This window comes from Photobacterium damselae (assembly GCF_003026815.1).
GTDB classification, from domain to species: Bacteria; Pseudomonadota; Gammaproteobacteria; order Enterobacterales; family Vibrionaceae; genus Photobacterium; species Photobacterium damselae.
Genome location: NZ_PYOG01000020.1, coordinates 34,241 through 58,114 on the forward strand (window position 1 = coordinate 34,241; position 23,874 = coordinate 58,114).

Here is a 23,874-nt window from a genome sequence, read left to right on the forward strand (position 1 = left end):
CTATTGAGCTTGAATGCGCAGTTCAGCGGAAGAACGACTCTGATGACCCAGTAAAGTGGAAACATCAGCCGATTTGGGTTTGGCTAAATAAAAACGCTCTATCCAATTGTCAAACAGGCTTAAAATCTGCTGAGCTCGCTCAGATCCTGTTTGTTGGTAATGTTTGTCGATAAGACCACGAAGGTGCTCTTGATGAATCGGTAACTGACTGAGCTCTATAATCTCAATCAGTTCAGAGTTCACTCGACCACCAAAGTCGCCTTTTTCATCAAGAATATAAGCAAAACCACCTGTCATACCGGCGCCAAAGTTAACCCCAGTTGAGCCTAAAATTGCAATAATGCCGCCAGTCATATACTCGCAAGCGTTATCTCCAGCGCCTTCTATCACGGCAATGGCACCTGAATTTCTGACGGCAAAGCGTTCACCTGCACATCCGGCTGCAAATAGCTCTCCTCCTGTTGCACCATAAAGGCAGGTATTGCCGATTATGGTTGCTTGGTGTGAGGCAAAAGCCGACCCTTGTGGTGGGGCAATAACAATGCGTCCTCCTGCCATACCTTTACCCACATAGTCGTTAGCATCTCCGATCAAATTGAGTGTTAAGCCTCCGGCATTCCAAACCCCGAAAGATTGCCCTGCGCTTCCGATAAAATTCAGAGTAATAGGGGATGTTGCCACGCCGCCATTACCATAGCGTTTAGCGATTTCGCCTGAGAGACGAGCTCCCACTGCGCGATCTGTATTTTGAATAGCAAAGTGCAGTTGTAAGCTCTGTTTTTGTTCTACTGCACAAATGGTCTGTTCAACAATGTGTTGGTTTAATTTGCCTTGATCAAATGGCTGGTTCTCTTCACTACAATAGGGTGTTTTGCCATCTTGAATTGGTGCACTGATAAGCAAAGCGGAGAGATCAAGCTGACTTTGTTTATGAGTGGTTCCTGGTAAACATGTGAGCAGATCGGTTCGCCCAATAAGGTCGGTCAGCTTAGTTACCCCCAGTTGAGCCAGTAACTCACGCACTTCATGACCTAAACCCATAAAGTAATTCATCACTTGTTCTGGCAGACCTTTAAAGTACTTTTGCCGTAAGTGTTCATCTTGGGTTGCGACACCTGTTGCGCAGTTATTGAGGTGACAAATACGCAAATATTTACACCCCAGTGCCACCATTGGCGCAGTGCCAAAACCAAAGCTTTCGGCCCCTAAAATCGCAGCCTTAACCACATCGAGCCCGGTTTTAAGACCACCATCAACTTGTACTCGTACTTTGTGACGTAAGCCATTACTTACCAAGGCCTGTTGAGTTTCAACCAGACCTAACTCCCAAGGGCTACCCGCATATTTCACTGAAGTTAGAGGGCTTGCGCCTGTACCGCCGTCATAGCCTGAAATAGTGATCAAATCAGCATAAGCTTTGGCAACCCCTGTGGCGATAGTGCCAACTCCAGGTTCGGAGACCAATTTGACCGAAATCAGAGCCGCGGGATTGACCTGTTTTAAGTCAAAAATCAGTTGGGCCAAATCCTCAATTGAATAGATATCGTGATGAGGTGGTGGTGAGATTAAGGTGACACCTGGTACAGCATGGCGCAATTTGGCAATTTCTGTCGTGACTTTATGGCCTGGAAGTTGGCCGCCTTCACCGGGTTTTGCCCCTTGTGCGACTTTAATTTGAATCACATCGGCATTGACCAAATAGTGTGGAGTAACCCCAAAGCGACCAGAAGCGACTTGTTTAATACGTGAGTTGCGCTCTGAGTGAAAACGACTTGGGTCTTCGCCGCCTTCACCTGAGTTAGAAAAGCCTCCTAAGCGGTTCATGGCAATGGCAAGAGCTTGATGGGCTTCTGGACTGAGCGCACCAATAGACATTGCTGCAGAATCAAAGCGGGGATAGAGTGCATCCAACGGCTCTACTTGAGCTAAATCTATCGGGGTTGTGTTTTCGGTTAAGGTGAATAAATCTCGAAGGGTAGCAATGGGGCGCTGATTAACAGCCTGACTGTAAGCTTGATAGTCGCAATACTGACCAGACTTCACCGCCTGTTGCAGTAAGGTCACCACATCTGGGTTATAGGCATGAAATTCACCATCAAAAACGTATTTTAATAAGCCACCATGATTGAGCGGTTGACGTTTTAGCCATGCGCGACGATTTAAGTTATACAAGTCTTGTTCAAAGTCACTAAACTGAGCGCCTTGAATTCGACTGACCACACCGTTAAAGCAGAGTTTTATAATGTTTTGGTGTAATCCCACTGCCTCAAAAAGATGAGCGCAACGATAAGATGAGATGGTAGAGATCCCCATCTTCGACATAATTTTAAATAGCCCTTTGTTGATGCTGTTACGATAATTAAGCATCACTTGGCGATAGGACTTGGTAATGGTGTTGTTATCGATTAAAGCTGCCAGTGACTCGTAGGCTAAATAGGGGTAGACAGCCGTGGCACCAAAGCCAAGCAGTACTGCAAACTGATGGGGATCGCGCGCGGTTGCTGTTTCAACAATGATATTGGCATCGCAACGTAAATGAGTATCCACTAAACGCTGTTGAATAGCGCCTACAGCCATTGCAGCAGGAATTGGATAGCTGTGCGGTTGAATATTACGGTCCGATAAAATCAACAGCACGCTACCTTGCTGTATAGCGTTTTGTGCTTGATCGCAGCAATGGATAATCGCTTGTTCTAGACTCTGTTTGGTTGGATCAAAATTAAGTTCTATTTGACTATGACCATAATGACTTGGATCGAGCTGTTTGAGTTGTTCAAAGTCAGAAAAGAGCAGTACCGGGGATTGAAAACTGACTCGGGCTGCATGGCCATCGGTTTCACAAAAGACATTCATCTCCCGCCCGATGCTGGTGGCCAGAGACATAACATGGTTTTCTCGCAGTGGATCAATGGGCGGATTGGTCACTTGAGCAAACATTTGTCTGAAGTAATCGGTGATCGGTCGTTGTTGAGAAGAGAGAACAGCCATGGGAGTATCATCACCCATAGAGCCAGTTGCTTCTTGCCCATTTTCTCCCATAACTCGTAATACTTGTTCCAGCTCTTCACGGCTGATATTAAATAGCTTCTGATAGGTCTTAAGTTGTTCGTTATTGAGTGCGCGACTGCCTACTTGCTCATCATCCAGTTGTTCAAAGGGGATAAGGTGTTGAACGTGTTGCTCCATCCAGTGTTGGTAGGGGTGGCGATTCATCAGCTCATTGTCAATATCTGCCGAATGCCAAATTTGACCAAACTTGGTATCAATTACTAATAACTCACCAGGCCCAACCCGGCCTTTTTGTTTTACTTCATCGGCGGCGTAATCCCAAATTCCCACTTCAGAGGCTAAAGTGATCAGGTTATCTTTGGTGATCACATAGCGAGCAGGACGTAAACCGTTACGATCTAAGTTACAAGCAGCATAGCGACCATCAGACATTACAATCCCTGCTGGCCCATCCCAAGGTTCCATATGCTTGGAGTTAAAATCGTAAAAGGCGCGCAGTTTGGGATCCATATCGGGATGGTTTTGCCACGCTGGTGGAACTAACATGCGCATTGCACGAAACAGATCCATACCGCCGGCTAAAAATAGCTCTAACATGTTATCGAGACTGGACGAATCTGAACCGGTTTCATTGACAAAAGGGGCGGCACTTTGTAGATCGGGCAGTAAAGGGGATGCAAATTTGTATCCGCGAGCTCGGGCCCATTGACGATTGCCCGCAATGGTATTGATTTCACCATTATGAGCTAAATAACGAAATGGTTGAGCCAGTGGCCAGCGAGGTTGGGTATTGGTTGAAAAACGCTGATGAAACAAGCAAATTGCAGACTCTAAGCGAATATCTCCCAGATCTCGGTAAAATCGTGGCAGATCAGCGGGCATACATAGCCCTTTATACACCACAACTTGAGTCGATAAACTGCAGATATAAAACTCGGAATCATCGACTAACTGCTGTTCGATACGACGTTTGGCTATATACAATCGGCGATCCACATCTCGTGGTTTCCAGCCCGCTGGTGCATTTACAAAGATTTGTTCAATTGTCGGGAGTGAGTCTTGAGCGATTGGGCCGAGAACGGTGGGATCAATCGGGACCTTACGCCAGCCAACAATAGATAAGGTCTCTTTTTTAAGTTCGGCTTCAATGATCTGTTTAGCTTGATTGGCTCGGGTTGGATCTTGGTTAAAAAAGATCATACCCACGGCATACTCTCGGGCCAGATGCCATTGTAACTCTTCGGCGATATGACGATAGAAGCTATCGGGCTTTTTCATCAATAGACCACAACCATCACCGGTTTTGCCATCGGCTGCAATGCCGCCTCTGTGAGTCATACGATCAAGGGCGGTAATGGCGGTGCGAACTAACTTGTGACTTGGCTCGCCTTGAGTATGAGCGATAAGACCAAAACCACAATTATCTTTTTCTAACGAAGAGTCATACAACATAAAACACTCCCTGTTGACTGAGTCATTTTGCTTCCTGCAATAATTCACGTTAATCAGCTTTTACAAAAAGATCAAATATTGCTAACAAAATTTAGCGCAGTCACACAGAGTTTTGTGCTAGTTCGGGCAATTAAGTTGCCAGATCTCACGGAGATAAAACGGAAAAAGCCAGCACGCTAGAGTACTGGCTTAAGTTTAAGGAAGGAATGTATAAAACGATGAGTTAAGAGAGCATCAACGAGTCTGCTTTTGCCTCTAGTTGACTGTTGCCCATAAGATAATTATCAATGGCTCGCGCGCACTCTCGACCTTCATTGATACAGCGAACAACCAGCGATTGCCCCGTACGCATATCACCTGCAGCAAAGATCCCAGCTTGGTTTGTGGCATAGCCTGTGGTAGCAACATTACCGCGATCATCTAAGGCAATATCTAGCTGAGCCAGTACACCTGTTGGTTCTGGATGGAGAAAGCCCATTGCTAGAAAGGCGAGATCGCATGGGATAATACGCTCAGATCCTGGAACCTCAGTAAAGCTTGGACGTTCTCCCTCTTTAGCTTCATCCCAAGTGATATCAGCAATACGTAAGGCTTTAACATTGCCGTTATCATCACCGATAAATGCTTTTGTGAGGATATTCCAGAACCGATCGCATCCTTCTTCATGTGAGGTTGAAGTTTTCATGATCATTGGATAAGACGGCCAAGGTTGGTTACTTGGTCGTGTTTCAGGTGGTACAGGCAGGATTTCAAGTTGAGTGATGCTGCTTGCACCATGACGATTGGAGGTACCCACACAATCGGAACCTGTATCTCCGCCACCAATTACCACCACATGTTTATCTTTTGCATGGATCTCGGTCGCCTTTAGATCCATGTTATTGGCTCGGCGATTATTTTGCGCTAAGAACTCCATTGCAAAGTGGACCCCTGTCAGCTCTCGACCAGGGATTGGGAGATTGCGAGGCACAGTTGAGCCGCCGGTAAGTAGCACAACATCAAAGTCTTGGCGCAGTTGTAGCGCGTTGATATCGACACCAATATGGGCGTTGACGACAAACTCAATGCCAGCTTTGGCCATAAGATCAATCTTACGATCTATGATGTTCATACCCAATTTAAAGTCGGGAATACCAAAGCGAAGCAGTCCTCCCACTTTTTCATCACGCTCAAATACCGTTACTGTGTGACCTGCGCTATTGAGCTGCTCTGCCGCCGCCAGTCCAGCGGGGCCTGAGCCGATAATTGCTACCGTTTTTCCCGTTCTTGCACGGGGTGTTTTCGGTTTGGCGTAACCCTCTTTATAAGCACGTTCAACAATATTTTTCTCAATATTACAGATAGTAATAGGATCTTGGTTGATCCCAAGTACACACCCACTTTCACAAGGTGCTGGACAGACACGACCTGTAAATTCAGGGAAATTATTGGTTGAACTTAAAATGTGCCACGCCTCTTCCCAGCTATCGCGATAAACCGCATCATTAAACTCTGGAATGATGTTGCCGATTGGACAGGCGTTGTGGCAAAACGGTACGCCACAATCCATACAACGTGAGGCTTGTTGATTAATTTTGTCACCAAATTCGTTATCAAGTACAAACTCCTTGTTATCTTGAATACGAACACTTGGATCGACTTTCTTTGGCAACTCGCGGCCAAACTCTAAAAATCCTGTAGGCTTACCCATCAATGGCCTCCAACTCTTCCTTGTTTTCAGCTTCTGCTTTACGTTTCTCTAATACGGCCTTGTAATCTCGCGGCATCACTTTGACGATCTGCTGCAGGTTGTGATCGAAGTTTGATAAGAAGAGCTCGGCAACTGAACTTCCTGTATATGCGACATGTTTTGTTAACATATCCAGTAATAGAGCTTTGTCTTCATCATCAAGTGGATCGAGATCGACAAGTTCTGCGTTGAGCTTACTATCAAAATCACCGTACTGATCCCAAACATACGCAACACCACCGCTCATACCTGCGGCAAAGTTACGACCTGTTTGACCTAAAATAAGAGCGATGCCTCCTGTCATATACTCACAGCCGTGATCGCCAATACCTTCAACCACCACTTTTGCACCTGAGTTACGAACACAGAAACGCTCACCGGCCATACCACGAATATAAGACTCTCCTGAAGTTGCGCCGTAGAAACAGACGTTACCAACGACAATATTATCTTCAGCAATAATGGATGACTGCTGGTTTGGATAGAGAACTAATGTTCCCCCTGATAAACCTTTACCCCAGTAATCATTGGCATCACCTTCAACGGTAAACTTAACTCCTTTGGCCAGGAATGCTCCAAAGCTTTGGCCTGCTGAACCATTAAATTTAACATTCAGTGGCTGTGGTAGTCCCTGATCTTTATAGATTTTGGAGATCTCATTTGACAACATGGTGCCAGTACTGCGATCGGTATTGATAATCGCTAATTCAGCCTCGACTGCTTTGCCCTCATACAGCGCAGGAGCTGCCAGTTCAATTAACTGTCTGTCTAGAACCTGTTCTAAGTTATGTTGCTGCTGTTTCTGGTTGTAGATACCGTCATCAGCACGTGCAGCTTCATTAAATAGAATTGGGCTTAAATCTAGATTTTGATACTTCCAATGGTCGATATTGTGGCGAACTTTCAGCTTATTAACTTGACCTACCATCTCATCAATAGTGCTAAAGCCAAGCTCTGCCATAATTTCACGTAGACCTTGTGCCATATATTGGAAGAAGGTCACCACATCTTCTACGCGACCATCAAAGCGCTCACGTAAGGTTTTATTTTGCGTTGCGATACCAACCGGACAAGTATTCTTATGACACTTACGCATCATGATACAGCCTTCAACCACAAGCGCTGCAGTCGCTACGCCCCATTCTTCGGCGCCAAGTAGAGTTGCAATGGCCAAATCTCGTGGTGTTTTCATTTGCCCATCGGCCTGTACAACAATACGATTACGGAGACCGTTTTTCAGTAGTGTTTGGTGGGTTTCGGCAAGGCCCAGTTCCCATGGTAAACCAGTATGACGAATGGATGAGATAGGAGAGGCACCTGTACCACCATCAAATCCAGCTATCAGCACGACATCGGCTTTGGCTTTAGCCACACCAGAGGCAATGGTACCGACACCCGCTTCTGAGACCAATTTTACGTTTACCCGGCTACGACGGTTGGCGTTTTTAAGGTCATAAATGAGCTGTGCCAAATCTTCGATTGAGTAAATATCATGGTGTGGCGGCGGCGAAATAAGGCCAACCCCTGGTGTTGAATGGCGAGTTGCGCCAATCCAATCATCAACTTTATCCCCCGGCAGCTGACCACCTTCACCAGGTTTCGCTCCTTGCGCCATTTTAATCTGTAGTTCATCGGCATTCGTGAGGTAGTAAGAAGTTACACCAAAACGACCTGACGCTACCTGTTTGATAGCAGAGCGTTCCCAATCGCCATTTTCATTTGGCTCAAAACGGATTGGGTCTTCACCACCTTCACCGGAGTTTGATTTTGCTCCAATTCGGTTCATTGCCACGGCAAGGGTTGAGTGGGCTTCATATGAGATTGAACCAAAACTCATAGCACCTGTTGCAAAGCGTTTCAGGATACTTTCGATTGGCTCAACGTTTTCAATCGCAATAGCACCTGCTGGATTTTTAATAAAATCGAGCTGACTTCGTAGTGTAACTGCGTTATCTCCTTGGGCATCAACCGCATTGGCGTATTGCTTAAATTGTTGATAGTCCTTGTTGCGGGTGGATTGCTGCAGTAATGAAATAGTTTCTGGGTTAAACAGATGTTTTTCACCACGCTGTTTCCACTGATACACCCCACCAACATCAAGCATTTGGATTGGAATTTCACGGGTAGGGTAGCCGACACGATGGCGTACTACCACTTCTCGTGCAATGTCATCTAGGGTTAGACCTTCGATACGAGAAACCGTACCAGTAAAGTATTTATCAACTACAGCTTTGCTGATCCCTAATGCTTCAAAAATTTGAGCACCGTGGTACGACTGAAGAGTGGAAATCCCCATTTTAGAGAAGATTTTTAATAGGCCACCATTCACGCCTTTACGGTAGTTATTAAATAACTCTTCTGTGGTTTTTTCACGATCTAGCTTACCTTTGCGTTGCAGATCAACAATGGTTTCAGTCACCAAATAAGGGTTGATGGCACTAGCACCATAACCGACAAGCGTTGCAAAATGGTGGGTTTCACGGGCATCACCGGTTTCGACAACAATGTCACATTTTGCTCTAAGACCTTTACGGATCAAGTGGTGATGTACAGCACCTACTGCTAGCATGGCCGGAATTGCCGCATGGTTTGAGTTGACCGCACGGTCCGTTAAGATGATGATCGAATAACCGTCAATCACCGCATCTTCTGAATATTGGCAAATACGTTTTAGTGCGCGCTCAAGTTTGCCGGGTTCGCCGCTAGCGCGAAATACAATATCTAATGTTTTGGCTTGGAGGTGCTCGTTATCAATTGCGCGCAGTTTTTCTAGCTCAGCATTTGAGAGTACCGGACTTTCAAGCTCAACTTTGCGACAGTGCTGAGGGGTTTCGATCAGTAAGTTTTGATCTTTACCAATATAGGTATTGAGCGACATCACCATACGTTCACGAATCGGATCGATTGGTGGGTTAGTCACCTGAGCAAAGAGCTGCTTAAAATAGTTGGCAAGATGCTGTGATTGGTGAGATAGAACAGCTACTGGCCAATCCACTCCCATCGAACCTAAAGGCTCATAACCTGTGCTGGCAAGAGGTACAATAATTTCATCGACTTCTTCGCTGCTCACACCAAAGGCTTGCTGATGATGCAACAGACGTTCTGGGGTTGGCTGGTGATGCATGTTATCGGCATCAGGCAGTTTCTTTAGGCTAAGAAGATTGTTCTTCACCCACTCCTGATAAGGTTGAGCTTGAGCTATGCTGTCTTTAACTTCTTCGTCAGAAATAATACGACCTTGTTCTAGATCGGCAACAAAGATACGACCGGGTTGGAGGCGTCCTCTAAATTGAATATTTTCAGGCTCAATTTCAACAACACCTGATTCTGACGCCATAATTAAGAAGTCATCTTTTGTCACAGTATAACGTGACGGACGAAGACCATTTCGATCCAGGGTTGCCCCTACTTGTACCCCATCGGTAAAGCACACTGATGCCGGACCGTCCCACGGCTCCATAACGTTGGCATGATATTGATAGAACGCGCGGCGCTTAGGATCCATCTCTTTGTTTTCTTGCCAAGCTTCAGGGATCAGCATCATAAGAGCATGTGGCAGAGTACGCCCTGATAATACTAATAGCTCTAGCGCCATATCAAAATTAGAGGAATCTGAACTGCCTTCTTGGCAAATAGGCAGTAGCATACTGATTTCTTGTGGGCTAAATAGCTCAGATTCTAAAATAGCTTCACGGGCTTTCATCCAGTTTAGGTTACCGCGAACCGTATTAATTTCACCATTGTGGGCAATATAACGGAACGGCTGAGCTAAACGCCATTTTGGAAATGTGTTGGTAGAAAAGCGCGAATGAACCAGAGCGAGAGCCGTCACCATAGCTGGATTTTGCAAATCTAAAAAGTATTGTGGGACCTGCTCAGTAGTTATCTGGCCTTTGTATACAAGCGTTTTATAAGACATGGAGTTGATGTAAAAATCGTCTCCAATATTAGAAACACTCTCAAGGCAGACTCGAACGGTATAGTTACGCAGTACATACAGTTTGCGTTCTAATACCTCAGGCTTTAGGTTGGCACCACCAGTAATAAAGACATGTTCAAACTGAGGTTCAGTACTTAATGGATCCTCTCCAATCATGGAATTATCAACCGGAAGCACTCGGTAACCGATAATTTCAAGGTCGAGTCGTTTGGCATTACGCTCTAAGATATCTCGGCATTGTTGGCGTTTGTGTTCATCTTTAGGAAACAGAACAACGCCCACACCATATTGGTCAAAAGAGGGCAGTTTAATCCCTTGCTTTACCGACTCTTCTAATAAAAATTCATGGGGCTTTTGCAGTAAAATACCGGCACCATCACCACTACAGGGATCACACCCTTGACCACCGCGATGCTCCATTCGAGCAAGCATATCAAGAGCTTGAGTGACTATTTGATGAGATTTTCGGTTTTTCAGATGGGCGACGAAGCCGATACCACAAGCATCATGTTCCATTTCAGGCACGTACATGCCCTGAGTACTACGCTCTTGATCCGTCATAGATACATCCTTCCAGTTATCGCAAGCCTTATCCTATGGCTTGATTTTCCCTAATCTTATTGTGGTCTTATGTAAGACGATGTGGACATCATGTCCCGTGGTTACATAAGCGTGTTTGCTGTGGGAGAAAATAAAGTTCTGTAGCAAACGATATGTTGGGTGTGTGCGATGAAATACGCAAAAACACTGCTTACACCCGAGTTAAGTGATAGATATCACTATTAAACGCCCAATTTATGTCAAAAATGTTGCTTATATTTTGCGCGCAAGTGTAACTATCCTACAGTTTTGATACATTAATTACCAATAGAAATTAACATGATTTGTTGGGAATACCAGCACTTTGGGTTGCTTTTCAACGAATAATGTCAGAACGTCCCTCTCTCTTTTTACTATCTTCTTGTTTTTATTGGTATGGGAAAAAAGAATTCTCAATAACTGCGGGTTTTTAAAATGTTAAAGATATTTATGTTGTTGTTTTTTAATTACTAAGTCGAATCATGTTATTTTTTAACCGAAATTATCAGGTAAATTCGGCGTTTTCTTGTTTTCACACAAAGAACCACGGTTAAAGTGTGCTAATTTGTGCGGTTCATTAGAGCTCTAGCTCTGTTCTTATTTTTGCTATTTATCAGGTAACACCATGCAATTGCACGAGCGAGTTAATACTTTTGGTCAGGATTTACAGCGTCGCTATGGCGAAAAGGTTCATAAGCTGACTCTACATGGCGGTTTTAGTTGCCCAAACCGTGATGGCACAATTGGACGTGGTGGTTGTACATTTTGTAATGTAGCTTCTTTTGCAGATGAAAAAGCGCAATTTTTACCGATTCATGAGCAGCTGACTCAGCGTGCTGGTGAGGTAAATAGAGCCAAGAAATATTTAGCGTATTTTCAGGCATACACCAGTACTTACGCTGAAGTACAAACATTGAAAAAAATGTATGAAGAAGCCCTGCAAGCAGCCGATATTGTCGGTTTATGTGTTGGAACTCGCCCTGATTGCGTGCCTGATGCTGTTCTAGATTTACTTGCGGGGTATCGCGAGCAAGGTTATGAAATTTGGTTAGAATTGGGGCTACAAACGGCTAATGATAAAACCTTAAAACGTATCAACCGGGGTCATGACTTTGCCTGTTATGCCGAGATCACACGTCGTGCCCGTGCATTAGGAATTAAAGTTTGTACTCATTTAATCGTGGGTTTGCCGGGTGATACAAAGCAAGATAATTTAGAAACGATTAAGCGTGTGGTAGAAGTGGGCGTGGATGGAATTAAATTGCATCCGCTCCATTTGGTCGAAGGCAGTAAGCTTGGTCAAGCTTGGAAAGCCGGCCGAATTGAAGAAGTTAGTCTAGATCAATACAGCGATATCGCCTCGGAAATGATCCGTTTAACGCCACCGGATGTGGTTTATCACCGTGTATCGGCTAGTGCTCGAAAACCGACGCTATTAGCGCCTTCTTGGTGTGAAACTCGTTGGTTAGTGATGACTGAGATTTGGCGAAACTTAGAACAGTTTGGTGCGCAAGGTAGTGGGGTTGGCGCTCCTTTTGTCTACCAAAAGCCATAGTAATGTATAGATGTTTGCGCATTTTATAAAATATTAAGTGGGATTGTTTAAATCTCCTTTGGTATAGAGGCCGTTATTGTATAATGGCCTCTAAATTAAGGAAGTTGGTAGCGCAATTGTGCTTTTTCACGATGGTTTAGGAATTGGCTAATTTGAATTTTTTGGTTTAAATAATCACAGTAGGCGTAGTTTTGGGGCGATATTTACTTCTTTTAACAGCACTGGTCAGTCTCGTTCTTGCCACTATGAGCTTTCTTTTAACCGATGAAACCATGGCTGAGTTTGCGACTTTAATTGTTGTTTTCTGTATTGTTTTCGGTGGGGTATTTGTCCTGCTATTGATCTATAGTATTGACTCTCTCTCTCTTGAAAAAACCCATCAAATATTGGCCAAAATGCCATTTCCTGTCGCTTTAGTGCGACTAAAAGATGGCCAATTACTCTATTGCAATAAAGCGTGCCGGGAATTACTTAGCATTCGAAAAATTGGCGACTCTTATCTCTATCCTGAATATATATCTTCTGCGACCGTATGTGATTTTCTGCAAACTTTTCACGGGCAAAACTCATTTCAACAATGGTCTGAAAGTGTGCCAATGCCTGGTAATAAGTCATTATCGCTTGATATTACGGGTAAACGAATTCGTTATCATTGGTATCCAACCTGGATGCTTTTTATTTCCAAAACACCACAAAATAACAGTTCCGAAAATCAGTTAGCCCAAGAGCAATTGATGTTTCAAAGTGTGTTGAACTCTCTTTCTGAGTTGGTCTATTTCCAAGATCCTCAAGGTCGAATTATGGGCTCAAATAAGGCCTTTGATCGCTTCTGGCAAGGAAGAATTGAAGAAGGGGTCTTAGACTATCAGCAAGATCATGAGCATAGTCTGGGAACCAATTCGATCCATTGGTGGACTACAAACCCTGAAGGTTCCAGTCGTTTACTTGAAACTAACCAAACTTCTCTGATTAATGCTAAAGGTGATGTGATGGGGACGCTTAATATTAGTCATGACGTAACAGAGTGGCATGAAATGCAAGAGAGTTTACGGACTGAAATTGAGCGCCGAGAAGAGACGGAACAAACCTTAGCCCAACAAAATAATTTATTAGATACCATTATTAACTCCAGTACCGATCCGATTGGTTTAGTTAATCAGTATTGGGTTTATATCGGTTGTAATGAGTTATTTGCCCAGTCGCTCGGTTACACCAAAGAAACCTTGTTGGGTAAAAGTGCTGAAGAGGTGATTTCCTCCGATAAATGGGAGATGTTTCGCCAAAGTGATCGCGAAGTGATGGAGTTAGGCCGCTCGACAAAAACCGAAGATTGCGTATTAAAAAATGATGGCACATTAGTCTGGTATGAAGTGCAGAAGTCTCCTTTTATTGATCCTACCGATGGTGCTCGCGGCATGTTGATTATTGCTCGTGATGTCACTGAACGCAAAAAAGCAGAGCAACAGTTGGCCGATGCGATCATGGAACTTCAAGCACTAAGCTTTATTGATGGTCTAACACGCATCGCAAACCGTCGTAGCTTTGATGATAGCTTGCACCGTATGTGGCACAGTCATATTCGTTTACAACAACCCTTAACGTTGATTTTCTGTGATATTGATTATTTCAAAGCATTTAATGACAGCTACGGTCATCAAATTGGAGATACAGTGTTAAGAGAAGTGGCCGCTGTTTTAAGCTCGGTTATTCAGCGTGAAACGGACGAAGTGGCTCGTTATGGTGGGGAAGAGTTTGCGATTTTATTACCGACTACCGATAGCAAGGGAGGCGAATATGTGGCGAAGAAATTGCAAAAGGCATTAGCACTACGTGCCCAAGAAGTGCCTTTTTGTGACATTCCAACTACGTTAACCTTAAGTATCGGTATTACAACGGTTATTCCTCAACCTAATGAGGGATTCCAACACTTCTTAGAGCAGGCCGATAAAGCACTATATCAAGCAAAGGCCGCAGGGCGTAATTGTTATCGACATTTCCAGTAAGTACCGTATTGAAAAGCTCAGGTTGATTCCTGAGCTTTTTTTTGACTTTTTTAACTGAAACAATCATTTCCTAAGGTTTCAGTATATTATGGTGTTATTAGAAAATGTTCTCTCTGACTGTTAAGTAATGGTATTCATTGATGAAGCAAATCAAAGTATTAGCCCAGTTTTATGTCGACTTGCTGGTTAAATTAGGGATAGTAAGATTCAGTTTATTGTTAGCGTTAGGTTTGGTTGCGCTGGCTATTTTAGTACAAGTGGGTGTGACTTTAGTCCTACATGGCGAGGTGCGAGATGTTGATATTGCCCGCTCGGTTGCCTTTGGTTTATTAATCACCCCTTGGGCAGTCTATTTTCTTTCTGTGGTCGTTGAGCAACTAGAAGATTCGCGCCAGAGGTTATCTAAGCTCGTCACTAAACTTGAAGAGATGCGTTCGCGAGATATGCAGTTAAATAAACAACTGCAAGAGAACATTACCAAACTTAATCAAGAAATCGATGAACGCCAAAAAGCGGAAGAAGCTCGTGAATTGGCGATGGAAGACTTAGAAAATGAAGTTTACCATCGTGAAAAGGCACAATTAGAACTGGCAGAACAGAGTGCGTTGCTGCGCTCGTTTTTGGATGCTTCGCCTGATTTGATTTATTACCGAAATGAGAAAAATCAGTTTTCTGGCTGTAATCGGGCAATGTCTGAATTGGTCGGTAAAAGTGAAAAAGAGCTGGTTGGTCTTACTCCTTGGGATGTCTATAATCCTGAGTTGGCGACCAAAATAGCCAAAACTGATCAGCGAGTATTTGATGAAGATGTCTCTCTAACTTACGAGCAATGGTTGGAGTATCCAGATGGACGAAAGGCGGTATTTGAACTGCGTAAGGTTCCTTTTTATAGTCGCAGTGGTCGTCGTTTAGGTCTGATGGGCTTTGGTCGTGATATCACCGAACGTAAACGTTATGAAGAGGCCCAAGAGAAAGCCAGTCGAGATAAGACCTCATTTATTTCTACTATAAGCCATGAATTGCGAACCCCATTAAATGGTATTGTCGGCTTAAGTCGAATGTTGCTTGAAAGCGAGTTAACTGAAGATCAGCGTAATTACCTCCGCACTATTCATATCAGTGCGATAACGTTAGGGAACATTTTTAACGATATTATTGATCTGGATAAGTCTGATCGCCGCCGATTAGAATTATTACCCAAGCCTCTAGATTTGCCTGAGTTTATTACTGAAATTGGTAATATCTCAGCATTAATGGCCGAGCAAAAAGGGTTGCGGTTCGACTTAGAGCAATTGACGCAACTGCCGAAAATGATTGAGGTAGATGGCACGCGTTTACGTCAAGTACTGTGGAATTTAATGGGTAATGCCACCAAATTCACTAAACAGGGAGGCGTTATCTTATCGGTCAGCTGTGAGGTTGAAGCCGATCAAGCTCATATCCAATTTGAAGTGGAAGACAGTGGTATTGGTATTCCTGCTGGGGAGCTGGATAATATTTTTGCGATGTATTATCAGGTTCAACAGGGAGATGATAATTTACATGCGGTTGGAACGGGTATTGGTTTGGCTGTTTCGCGTCAGTTAGTGCAATTGATGAATGGTGATATTACTGTGAGCTCTGAAGAGGGAGAAGGCAGTACTTTTACCGTTAATATTACTGTTCCAATCTTAGCTTGTAATACGGTTTCTGCTGAAGAAGATGAAGAGCTACCCTCTGTGCCACAATTGGGTCTGAATATTTTCATGGTAGAAGATATAGAGCTTAATGTGACGGTGGCAAAATCGCTACTTGAAAGTTTAGGCCACCATGTAACTGTTGCTATGCGTGGTGATGAAGCTCTTGAGATGTTTGATCCTGAAGAGTACGACTTAGTATTATTGGATATTCAGCTACCTGATATGACGGGGTTTGAAATTGCTCAAACACTGCGTGAGCGGTATCAGCACCTGCCAGCTTTAGTTGCGTTAACTGCGAATGTCATTAAAGATAAGAGTGAGTATTTAGAGCAAGGAATGGATGAAGCTTTAAGTAAGCCGCTGAGTGTTAAAGCCATTACTGAGGTGATTCAACGTTTAGTCTTAACCTGTTCGTTAGATGATGAACAAGAAGAAGCGTTACCATTTAGTGCTAATTCTCAAGATCAGATGTATGAACAATTACTGGATTTAGAGATGCTGAGCTCTTATGTTGAGATTGTAGGGCCAAAACCAGTATTAGACAGTATTGCGATGTTTGAAGAGATGATGCCGGGATATTTGGAAATATTGGATTCGAATATGATGGCAAAAGATCAAGACGGCATAAAATTTGAGGCCCATAAGATCAAAGGGGCGGCAGGCTCTATTGGTTTAAAGCACATTCAACAAGTTGCTCAGATGGCGCAATCTCCTGAATTGCCAACTTGGTGGGAAAATATAAATGACTGGGTTGATGAGATTAAATATGGTTACCAAGATGATTTAAAAGTATTAAAAGCTTGGTTAGCTCAGTACGAAAAACAATAATTTATTTGATGATCCCACCACAAAAAAGGCTTCCATCCGGAAGCCTTTTTACTTTGTAGCATCAAGAATAATCAAAGATTAATCTTGTTCTAAGTCGCCGCAGAAACGGTAACCTTCACCGTGAATCGTGGCAATGATTTCTGGCGTATCAGAAATAGATTCAAAGTGCTTACGAATACGACGAATTGTTACGTCAACAGTACGATCGTGTGGTTTAAGCTCACGACCTGTCATCTTCTTCAGAAGATCTGCACGCGTTTGGATCTTGCCTGGGTTTTCACAGAAGTGCAGTAGAGCACGGAACTCTGAACGAGGCAGTTTAAATTGATCACCGCTTGGGCTAACAAGTGAACGGCTGTTGATTTCTAAAGACCAGCCGTTAAAGCTGTAACGCTCAACAAGCTTCTTGTCTTCAACCGGCATACCTTGATTCATTGCACGGCTTAATAGGTTACGCGCACGAATAGTCAGTTCACGAGGGTTAAATGGTTTAGTGATATAGTCATCTGCGCCAATTTCTAGGCCTAGAATCTTATCAACTTCGTTATCACGGCCTGTTAGGAACATCAGTGCCATGTCACCTTGCTCACGCAGTTCACGAGCAAGTAGTAGGCCATTTTTACCTGGTAGGTTGATATCCATAATCACTAAATGAACAGGGTGCTCTGAAAGCATCTGGTGCATTTCATTGCCGTCGTTCGCTTCAAATACAGTGTATCCTTCTGCTTCGAAGATACTCTTTAGTGTATTACGTGTTACGTGCTCGTCTTCTACAATTAGAATATGAGGGGTTTGCATGTGGCTGTACCTAAGTTTAAAAACTGAATCTGGTGTTAATACACAGAATAGTTAAATTCTATGAAAAAAATTTACATACAGGCAAAGTATTTAAAAAGAAAACTTGCTTGATGTGCAATTATTCGCCTGTTTTGGTACGCCATCCGTTTCTAGAGTTACAAGATAGAATCCTAGAATGCCCGAGAAAAATGGGGCTACTGGCTACAATTTCCCTTAGATGGCGTCGATTGTATTCACTTAACAGCTCGATAACAATATAACTGTTTTAATTCGAGGCTGGTTTTTAGGCATTTCTTGATTTATATCAAACAGGATGAAGAATATTCATCTCTCTCCATAGCCTTTAACATTCGCTACAAAATATGCTGCAAAATCCAATCCGTAAAGCTTCTTGGTGTAAAAAAGTATGGAATTGGAGCTGCGATCAAATCATTTATTGCAATATTGTCTCGCGATGATTTTACATTTTTTTAGCAAGAAATGCTTTTTTGATAAATAAGAACACAGATAACTACGAGAAATGTGCATATTTTCAACATTTGGCCATAATTAGAAAGATATTACGGCAAAAATTTTCCGTAAAAAGAGATGAAATTGTTGCAGTTACAGCAAGCTAGTCATAGAGCGTAATCGAAATTTGATAACAGAATGGGAGAAGTAATTATGGACAACGATCTCTTACCTGATTTATGTGATGCGTATGAAGATAAAATATTGTGGCTTCCTGTGACTTGGCAAGATTATGGTGGAAAATCGGTATTTTCTGGACAGATCGTAACGTTACGTTGCTTTGAGGATAACAGTTTAGTTCGAGATATTTTGTCGCGGCCGGGTAAAGGGAAGGTTTTAGTAATTGATGGACACGGTTCTGTTAATCGAGCCCTACTTGGTGATCAACTGGCACTATTGGCGGTGCAAAATGAGTGGCAAGGCATTGTTGTTTATGGTGCGGTTCGTGATGTGGTGACTTTATCTGGTTTAAACTTAGGGATAAAAGCTCTTGGTGTTTGTCCCCTAAAAACGTTAAAGCGTCAAAGTGGTGAAGAAAATGTGATGCTCTCTTTTGCCGATTGTCGTATTTTCCCTGGTGATCACTTATATGCGGATCAAAATGGAATCATTGTTACGCCTCACCCTTTACCTAATATTGTTGAGCAATGATTCGCACTCAAAAGCGAAAGCCTAATCCCAGTGCCACTACCTGTTCAATATCTTGATAATCAACCGTTGCATTTAAGTTAAGCTGCTCTGTAAGTTGATATTGGCTCGATAGTTCCATGCCTAATTGAGTCTGTTGCTCTGTCGAGGTCGATGTTAATGCACTATTAATACTGATTCGCGGGGATAGATGATATTTAATGCCAGAGAGTAGGCCGTGGGATGCCTGCTGTTGTTTGGATGATGATGTGAGTCGAGAGCTCAGATAGAGTTGGATATTAGCTCCTAGATGGTATTGATAACCGCTTTCTATTTGCCACACATCGAACTGTTTAGCCCCGCCAGATTGGGAGGATAAATACCAACCATGAGTTGATTGATGCACTCCTGTATCGTAATCAATAAATTCATCAAATTCAGCAGCACTCAAGGATGGCGCAAATAATAAGAGCGAAAGGAGCAATATTCCATAGCGCATTGTCAGTACCATCCTTGTTTCATATTTCAGTCTTTTTTCATACTAGAATAATTTTGAGAGAAACGGCAATTCTAACTATGAGAATAATGACTAAATTGTGCTTTTTGTGATTAAGTTAACTTCGGTAAAAGCTTATGGTGATTTTGATATGGATACACATCTTCAAGTTTTCCTTGTTTAATATTTTGTTGAAGTTGCTGCCAAAAACTGGCTTCAAAGAGATCGCCATGCAAAAGTTCAAACAGTTTTCTTACTTGCGGGTTAGGAACCAGAAAAGTTGGAAATTCTTCGGGAAAAACATCATTAGGTCCAACGCTATACCAAGGCTCAGCTGCTAATTCGTCTTCTGGGTATCGAGGCGGTGGAATACGACGGAAATTAACTTCGGTCATATAACTGATTTCATCATAATCATAGAACACAACGCGCTTATGACGTGTAACACCAAAGTTTTTAAATAGCATATCGCCAGGGAAAATATTGGCTGCGGCAAGCTGCTTAATCGCCGTTCCATATTCATTAATCGCGTGGTAGATATCGACCTCTGTTGCCGTTTCAATATAAAGATTAAGTGGCACCATACGCCTTTCCATATACAGGTGATCAATGAGGATTTCATCATCGCAAATATGGACAATACTTGGGGCTACCTCTTGTAACTCTTCTAATAATTCATCACTGAATCGATGTTTAGGAAAGCTGAAATTTCGGTATTCTTGGGTATCTGCCATTCTCCCCACTCGATCATGCTCTTTAACCAGTAAATATTTCTCTTTTACTGTGTTATGACGAATATCTTTTTGTGGGGCAAAGGTGTCTTTAATAATTTTAAAAACAAAATCATAGGATGGCAGAGTAAAGACTGACATCACCATGCCTTTTACCCCAGGCGCAAGAATAAATTGATCATTAGATTGGGCTAAATGATGAATGAAATCGCGATAGAGTTCAGTTTTCGCGTGTTTTTGGCAGCCAATGGCAGTGTAGAGCTCTGCTAGGGTTTTATTGGGCATTAACTGCGCTAAGAACCGGACTAAAGCAGCTGGGGCTGGGGCGTAAACCATAAAATAGGAACGAGCAAAACCAAAAATAATACTGACATCATTAACATCACAAATACAGGCATCAATATAGAGCGATTGGCCGTGATGATTGAGGATTGGCAAAACAATAGGAGAGGTCGTATGGTCTGAAAATTGCAGCTGACCAACCAGATAGGCGGCTTTGTTGCGGTAAAACGGTTCACGAATTAATTCTATGTGACTTAACAAGGTTAATCTCTCACCAAACTCTTGTTGTAAATGCTCGATTAAAAGCGTGATATCGTTGGTTTGATCTCGCCATGATAAGGTAAAGGGGGTGTCATTTAATAAGCGTTGTAATAACTGTTCTAACGAGTCTTGATAATGATAAATCCGAGTTAAATTAGTTGGATAAATAGGAATGCGTTGCTGTTGGGAGCTATCGACGAACAGTTTATCGGGAGCGATATGTTTATGTTGAAAAATACGACAATAGACCGAGTTAAAAAAACTTTCTGCAATATCGTATCTTGGGTAATCGATCAGTAAGTCTTCGTAAGCCGCTTTGACTTGAGTAATAAAATTTTGATTATTATAACGCTCGCCAACCATAGCTTGTATCTGATGGGTAACCAGCCCAACATGATGATCGTAAAAATGGATTCGAGCTTTTAATGCGTGGTGAACATCAGGCCACAGTTGCTGCTCAAATCGAGCTTGAGCGCCAGCAGTCACATCGAGAAAGCGACCGTACATGGCATCAAAACCTTGCAATATGGTTTGTGCGGCGAGTAAATCCATTTTAGCTGCCATGACGCTCTCCTGATTCTTGTCCATTTTTAGTGTAGTTAGAGTTTTATTTACTCCACATACCAACTACGAGATTACTCGATTATTTTTGCATCAAAGTCAAAACAATGTTGACTCAAGCGAATTAATTCGGTAAACGTAAAAAGAATAAATCAATTTGGTTAAGAAAAACTAACATGTTTAACGTATTCAGCACAATCACAATCATGATTACCACTAACACAATGGGTGTCGGTGCGGGCTGATTTACGCAGAATTTAACATCAAGCCCGCAACTCTTAACCGAGGCGCGGGCTTTTTTGTAAATGGACTTCACTTAAGACATCTCACTATGAGTTGTTAAGAAATAGATTACAGACAGGGAGAGTAAGTTGATGCGAGTATTGAAGTTTGGTGGATCATCGTTAGCTGATGCAGAGCGGTTTTTACGTGCTGCGGATATTATTGCCAGTAATGCTCAGCAAGAGGATGTCGCGGTAGTGTTATCGGCTCCTGGGAAGGTCACCAATAAACTGGTCGAAATTATTGATAATACGGTTGAGTCTGGGGATGCATCTGAGCAGATCGAACAGTTAATTGCTACGTTTGAACAATTATTTATTGGCTTAAAAGAGTTGGTACCAGAACTTGATATTGCTTTGCTTCGTGCCAAATTGGCCAGTTCTTTAACTCAGCTAAAGCAATATGTTCACGGTATGCAATTACTGGGTCTGTGTCCGGATAATGTGTATGCCAAAGTGATCAGCAAGGGAGAGCGGCTCTCTATTGTAACTATGCAGGCGGTGTTAGAAACAAAAGGTCAGCCAGCAGCACTTATCGATCCTGTTGAATATCTTAAAGCCAGTGATGATTATTTAGAGGCCAGTGTTGATATTGAAGCGTCGACTCAAAGTTTTGTCAAACAGCCTCTAGTCGCCGGTGTTGTACATATCATGCCAGGATTTACAGCCGGTAACAGTAAAGGTGAGTTAGTTACGCTCGGTCGTAATGGTTCGGATTATTCCGCTGCGGTTTTGGCTGCCTGCTTACGTGCCGATTGCTGTGAAATTTGGACGGATGTCGATGGGGTTTATAGCTGTGATCCTCGTTTAGTTCCTGATGCTCGTTTATTGAACTCTTTAAGTTATCAAGAGGCAATGGAACTCTCTTATTTTGGCGCGTCAGTTCTGCATCCAAAAACCATTGCTCCAATTGCTCAATTTCATATCCCTTGTCTGATTAAAAACAGTTTCCGTCCTCAAGCTCCTGGTACTTTGATCGGTCAAGATAATGGTGAAGATAATTTAGCGGTTAAAGGTATCACGACGTTAAAAGATCTTACAATGGTCAATGTTTCCGGACCTGGAATGAAAGGTATGGTAGGAATGGCGGCTCGTGTTTTTGGCACCATGTCGGCTGCGGGTATTTCTATTGTACTGATCACCCAATCTTCATCGGAATATAGCATCAGCTTTTGCATTGAAACCGAGGATAAACGGGCAGCACAACAAGCACTTCGTAGCGGGTTTGAATTAGAACTTAAAGAAGGGCTACTAGAGCCTGTTGAGTTTATTGATGATCTTGCCATTGTTACGCTAGTTGGAGACGGTATGCGAACTTCTCGTGGTGTGGCATCTCGCTTTTTTACTGCGCTAGCTGAAGTGGAAGTCAATATTGTTGCCATTGCTCAAGGCTCTTCAGAACGAGCGATCTCTGCCGTTGTGCCACAAGATAAAGTCTCTGAATCGGTGAAAGCGTGTCATGAGAATTTATTTAATAGTCAGCACTATTTGGATGTTTTTGTTATTGGTGTTGGTGGTGTTGGTGGTGAGCTGGTTGATCAAATTGCGCGCCAACAAACCAAATTGGCCGACAGTGGAATCGTGATTCGAGTCTGTGGTTTAGCCAATAGCAAAGGCTTATTGCTCAACAGTCGTGGTGTGGATTTACAGGATTGGCGAGATCAATTAGGCGCGGTTGCTGAGCCATTGAGCTTAAGTCGTATGACGCAGCTGGTGAAAAGAAATCATATTATCAACCCAGTTATTATCGATTGTACTTCTGATCAGGGTATTGCCGATCAGTATGTTGATTTCTTAGCTGCCGGTTTCCACGTAATTACGCCAAATAAAAAAGCCAATACCGCAAGCATGGCTTATTACCATCAATTGCGTCAGGCTGCGCGAGCAACTCGTCGTAAATTTATGTATGAAACAACAGTTGGAGCTGGTCTTCCTGTTATTGAAAACTTACAAAATCTGATTGCAGCAGGTGATGAACTAGAGCGTTTTAATGGCATTTTATCGGGTTCTCTCTCTTATATCTTCGGTAAGCTTGATGAAGGCATGAGCTTTAGTGAAGCGACAACCGTTGCTCGAAACAATGGTTTTACAGAGCCGGATCCTAGAGATGATCTTTCTGGGATGGATGTTGCTCGTAAACTATTGATTCTTGCCCGTGAAGCTGGCTTAGATTTAGAGCTAACTGATGTGGTTGTTGAGCAAGCGCTGCCGCCAGGATTTGATGATTCAGGTTCTGTTGATGAGTTCATGGCTCGGTTGCCGCAAGGCGATGATTACTTTAAACAGCTCTCTTTAGAAGCGGCAAAAGAAGATAAAGTTCTGCGTTATGTAGGGGAAATTGATAATGGTCACTGCAAAGTAAGAATCGCTGCAGTCGACCCAAATGATCCTATGTTCAAGATTAAAGATGGTGAAAATGCTCTGGCGTTCTACAGTCGTTATTATCAGCCAATTCCGCTGGTATTACGTGGTTATGGTGCAGGTACTGAAGTTACAGCGGCTGGGGTTTTTGCTGATTTGATGCGTACATTAGGCTGGAAGTTAGGAGTGTAA

11 protein-coding genes are annotated in these 23,874 nt (G+C 43.0%); 5 read left to right on the forward strand and 6 right to left on the reverse strand.

Annotation, left to right across the window (positions count from 1 at the left end; translation table 11 throughout):
* The 3 genes from gltB (CTN07_RS15695) to gltB (CTN07_RS15705) form a co-directional block, all read right to left on the reverse strand.
* Positions 1–4,461, reverse strand: coding sequence for a glutamate synthase large subunit (gene gltB, locus CTN07_RS15695; RefSeq protein WP_005301280.1), 4,461 nt, complete (start codon positions 4,459–4,461; stop codon positions 1–3).
* Positions 4,462–4,684: 223 nt separating this feature from the next.
* On the reverse strand, positions 4,685–6,151 hold the full coding sequence (locus CTN07_RS15700; protein ID WP_005301278.1) for a glutamate synthase subunit beta: 1,467 nt from the start codon (positions 6,149–6,151) through the stop codon (positions 4,685–4,687).
* The gene (gltB, locus tag CTN07_RS15705; RefSeq protein ID WP_005301275.1) at positions 6,144–10,691 is read right to left on the reverse strand and encodes a glutamate synthase large subunit; all 4,548 of its coding nucleotides are present in this window, start codon (positions 10,689–10,691) and stop codon (positions 6,144–6,146) included. The genes CTN07_RS15700 and gltB (CTN07_RS15705) overlap by 8 nt, the downstream gene beginning before the upstream one ends.
* A gap of 643 nt (positions 10,692–11,334) precedes the next feature.
* On the opposite strand from gltB (CTN07_RS15705), the gene mnmL reads away from it, so the two are divergent.
* The 3 genes from mnmL to arcB all read left to right on the forward strand — a co-directional run bounded on the left by mnmL (position 11,335) and on the right by arcB (position 16,774).
* Complete coding sequence (mnmL, locus tag CTN07_RS15710; RefSeq protein WP_005301274.1) at positions 11,335–12,264, forward strand: tRNA modification radical SAM protein MnmL/YtqA; 930 nt, start codon at positions 11,335–11,337, stop codon at positions 12,262–12,264.
* 191 nt (positions 12,265–12,455) lie between these two features.
* Positions 12,456–14,267: a sensor domain-containing diguanylate cyclase gene (locus CTN07_RS15715; protein ID WP_005301273.1), complete on the forward strand. Its 1,812-nt coding sequence runs from the start codon at positions 12,456–12,458 to the stop codon at positions 14,265–14,267.
* Between the two features lie 140 nt (positions 14,268–14,407).
* Complete coding sequence (arcB, locus tag CTN07_RS15720; protein ID WP_005301271.1) at positions 14,408–16,774, forward strand: aerobic respiration two-component sensor histidine kinase ArcB; 2,367 nt, start codon at positions 14,408–14,410, stop codon at positions 16,772–16,774.
* A 78-nt stretch (positions 16,775–16,852) separates the two neighbouring features.
* Here arcB and arcA read toward each other — a convergent pair whose 3' ends face one another.
* The gene (gene arcA / locus CTN07_RS15725; RefSeq protein ID WP_005301270.1) at positions 16,853–17,572 is read right to left on the reverse strand and encodes a two-component system response regulator ArcA; all 720 of its coding nucleotides are present in this window, start codon (positions 17,570–17,572) and stop codon (positions 16,853–16,855) included.
* A 663-nt stretch (positions 17,573–18,235) separates the two neighbouring features.
* On the opposite strand from arcA, the gene CTN07_RS15730 reads away from it, so the two are divergent.
* A complete protein-coding gene (locus CTN07_RS15730) occupies positions 18,236–18,733 on the forward strand; it encodes a putative 4-hydroxy-4-methyl-2-oxoglutarate aldolase (RefSeq protein WP_036764420.1) in 498 nt (165 codons plus the stop codon).
* 7 nt (positions 18,734–18,740) lie between these two features.
* Here the strand turns inward: CTN07_RS15730 and CTN07_RS15735 are convergent, their stop codons facing one another.
* Positions 18,741–19,208: a hypothetical protein gene (locus tag CTN07_RS15735; RefSeq protein WP_036764418.1), complete on the reverse strand. Its 468-nt coding sequence runs from the start codon at positions 19,206–19,208 to the stop codon at positions 18,741–18,743.
* A 110-nt stretch (positions 19,209–19,318) separates the two neighbouring features.
* Positions 19,319–21,043, reverse strand: a complete 1,725-nt coding sequence (gene aceK / locus CTN07_RS15740) for a bifunctional isocitrate dehydrogenase kinase/phosphatase (protein ID WP_005301269.1) — start codon at positions 21,041–21,043, stop codon at positions 19,319–19,321.
* Positions 21,044–21,414: 371 nt separating this feature from the next.
* Between aceK and thrA the strand changes: the two genes are divergently transcribed.
* Positions 21,415–23,874: a bifunctional aspartate kinase/homoserine dehydrogenase I gene (gene thrA / locus CTN07_RS15745; protein ID WP_005301267.1), complete on the forward strand. Its 2,460-nt coding sequence runs from the start codon at positions 21,415–21,417 to the stop codon at positions 23,872–23,874.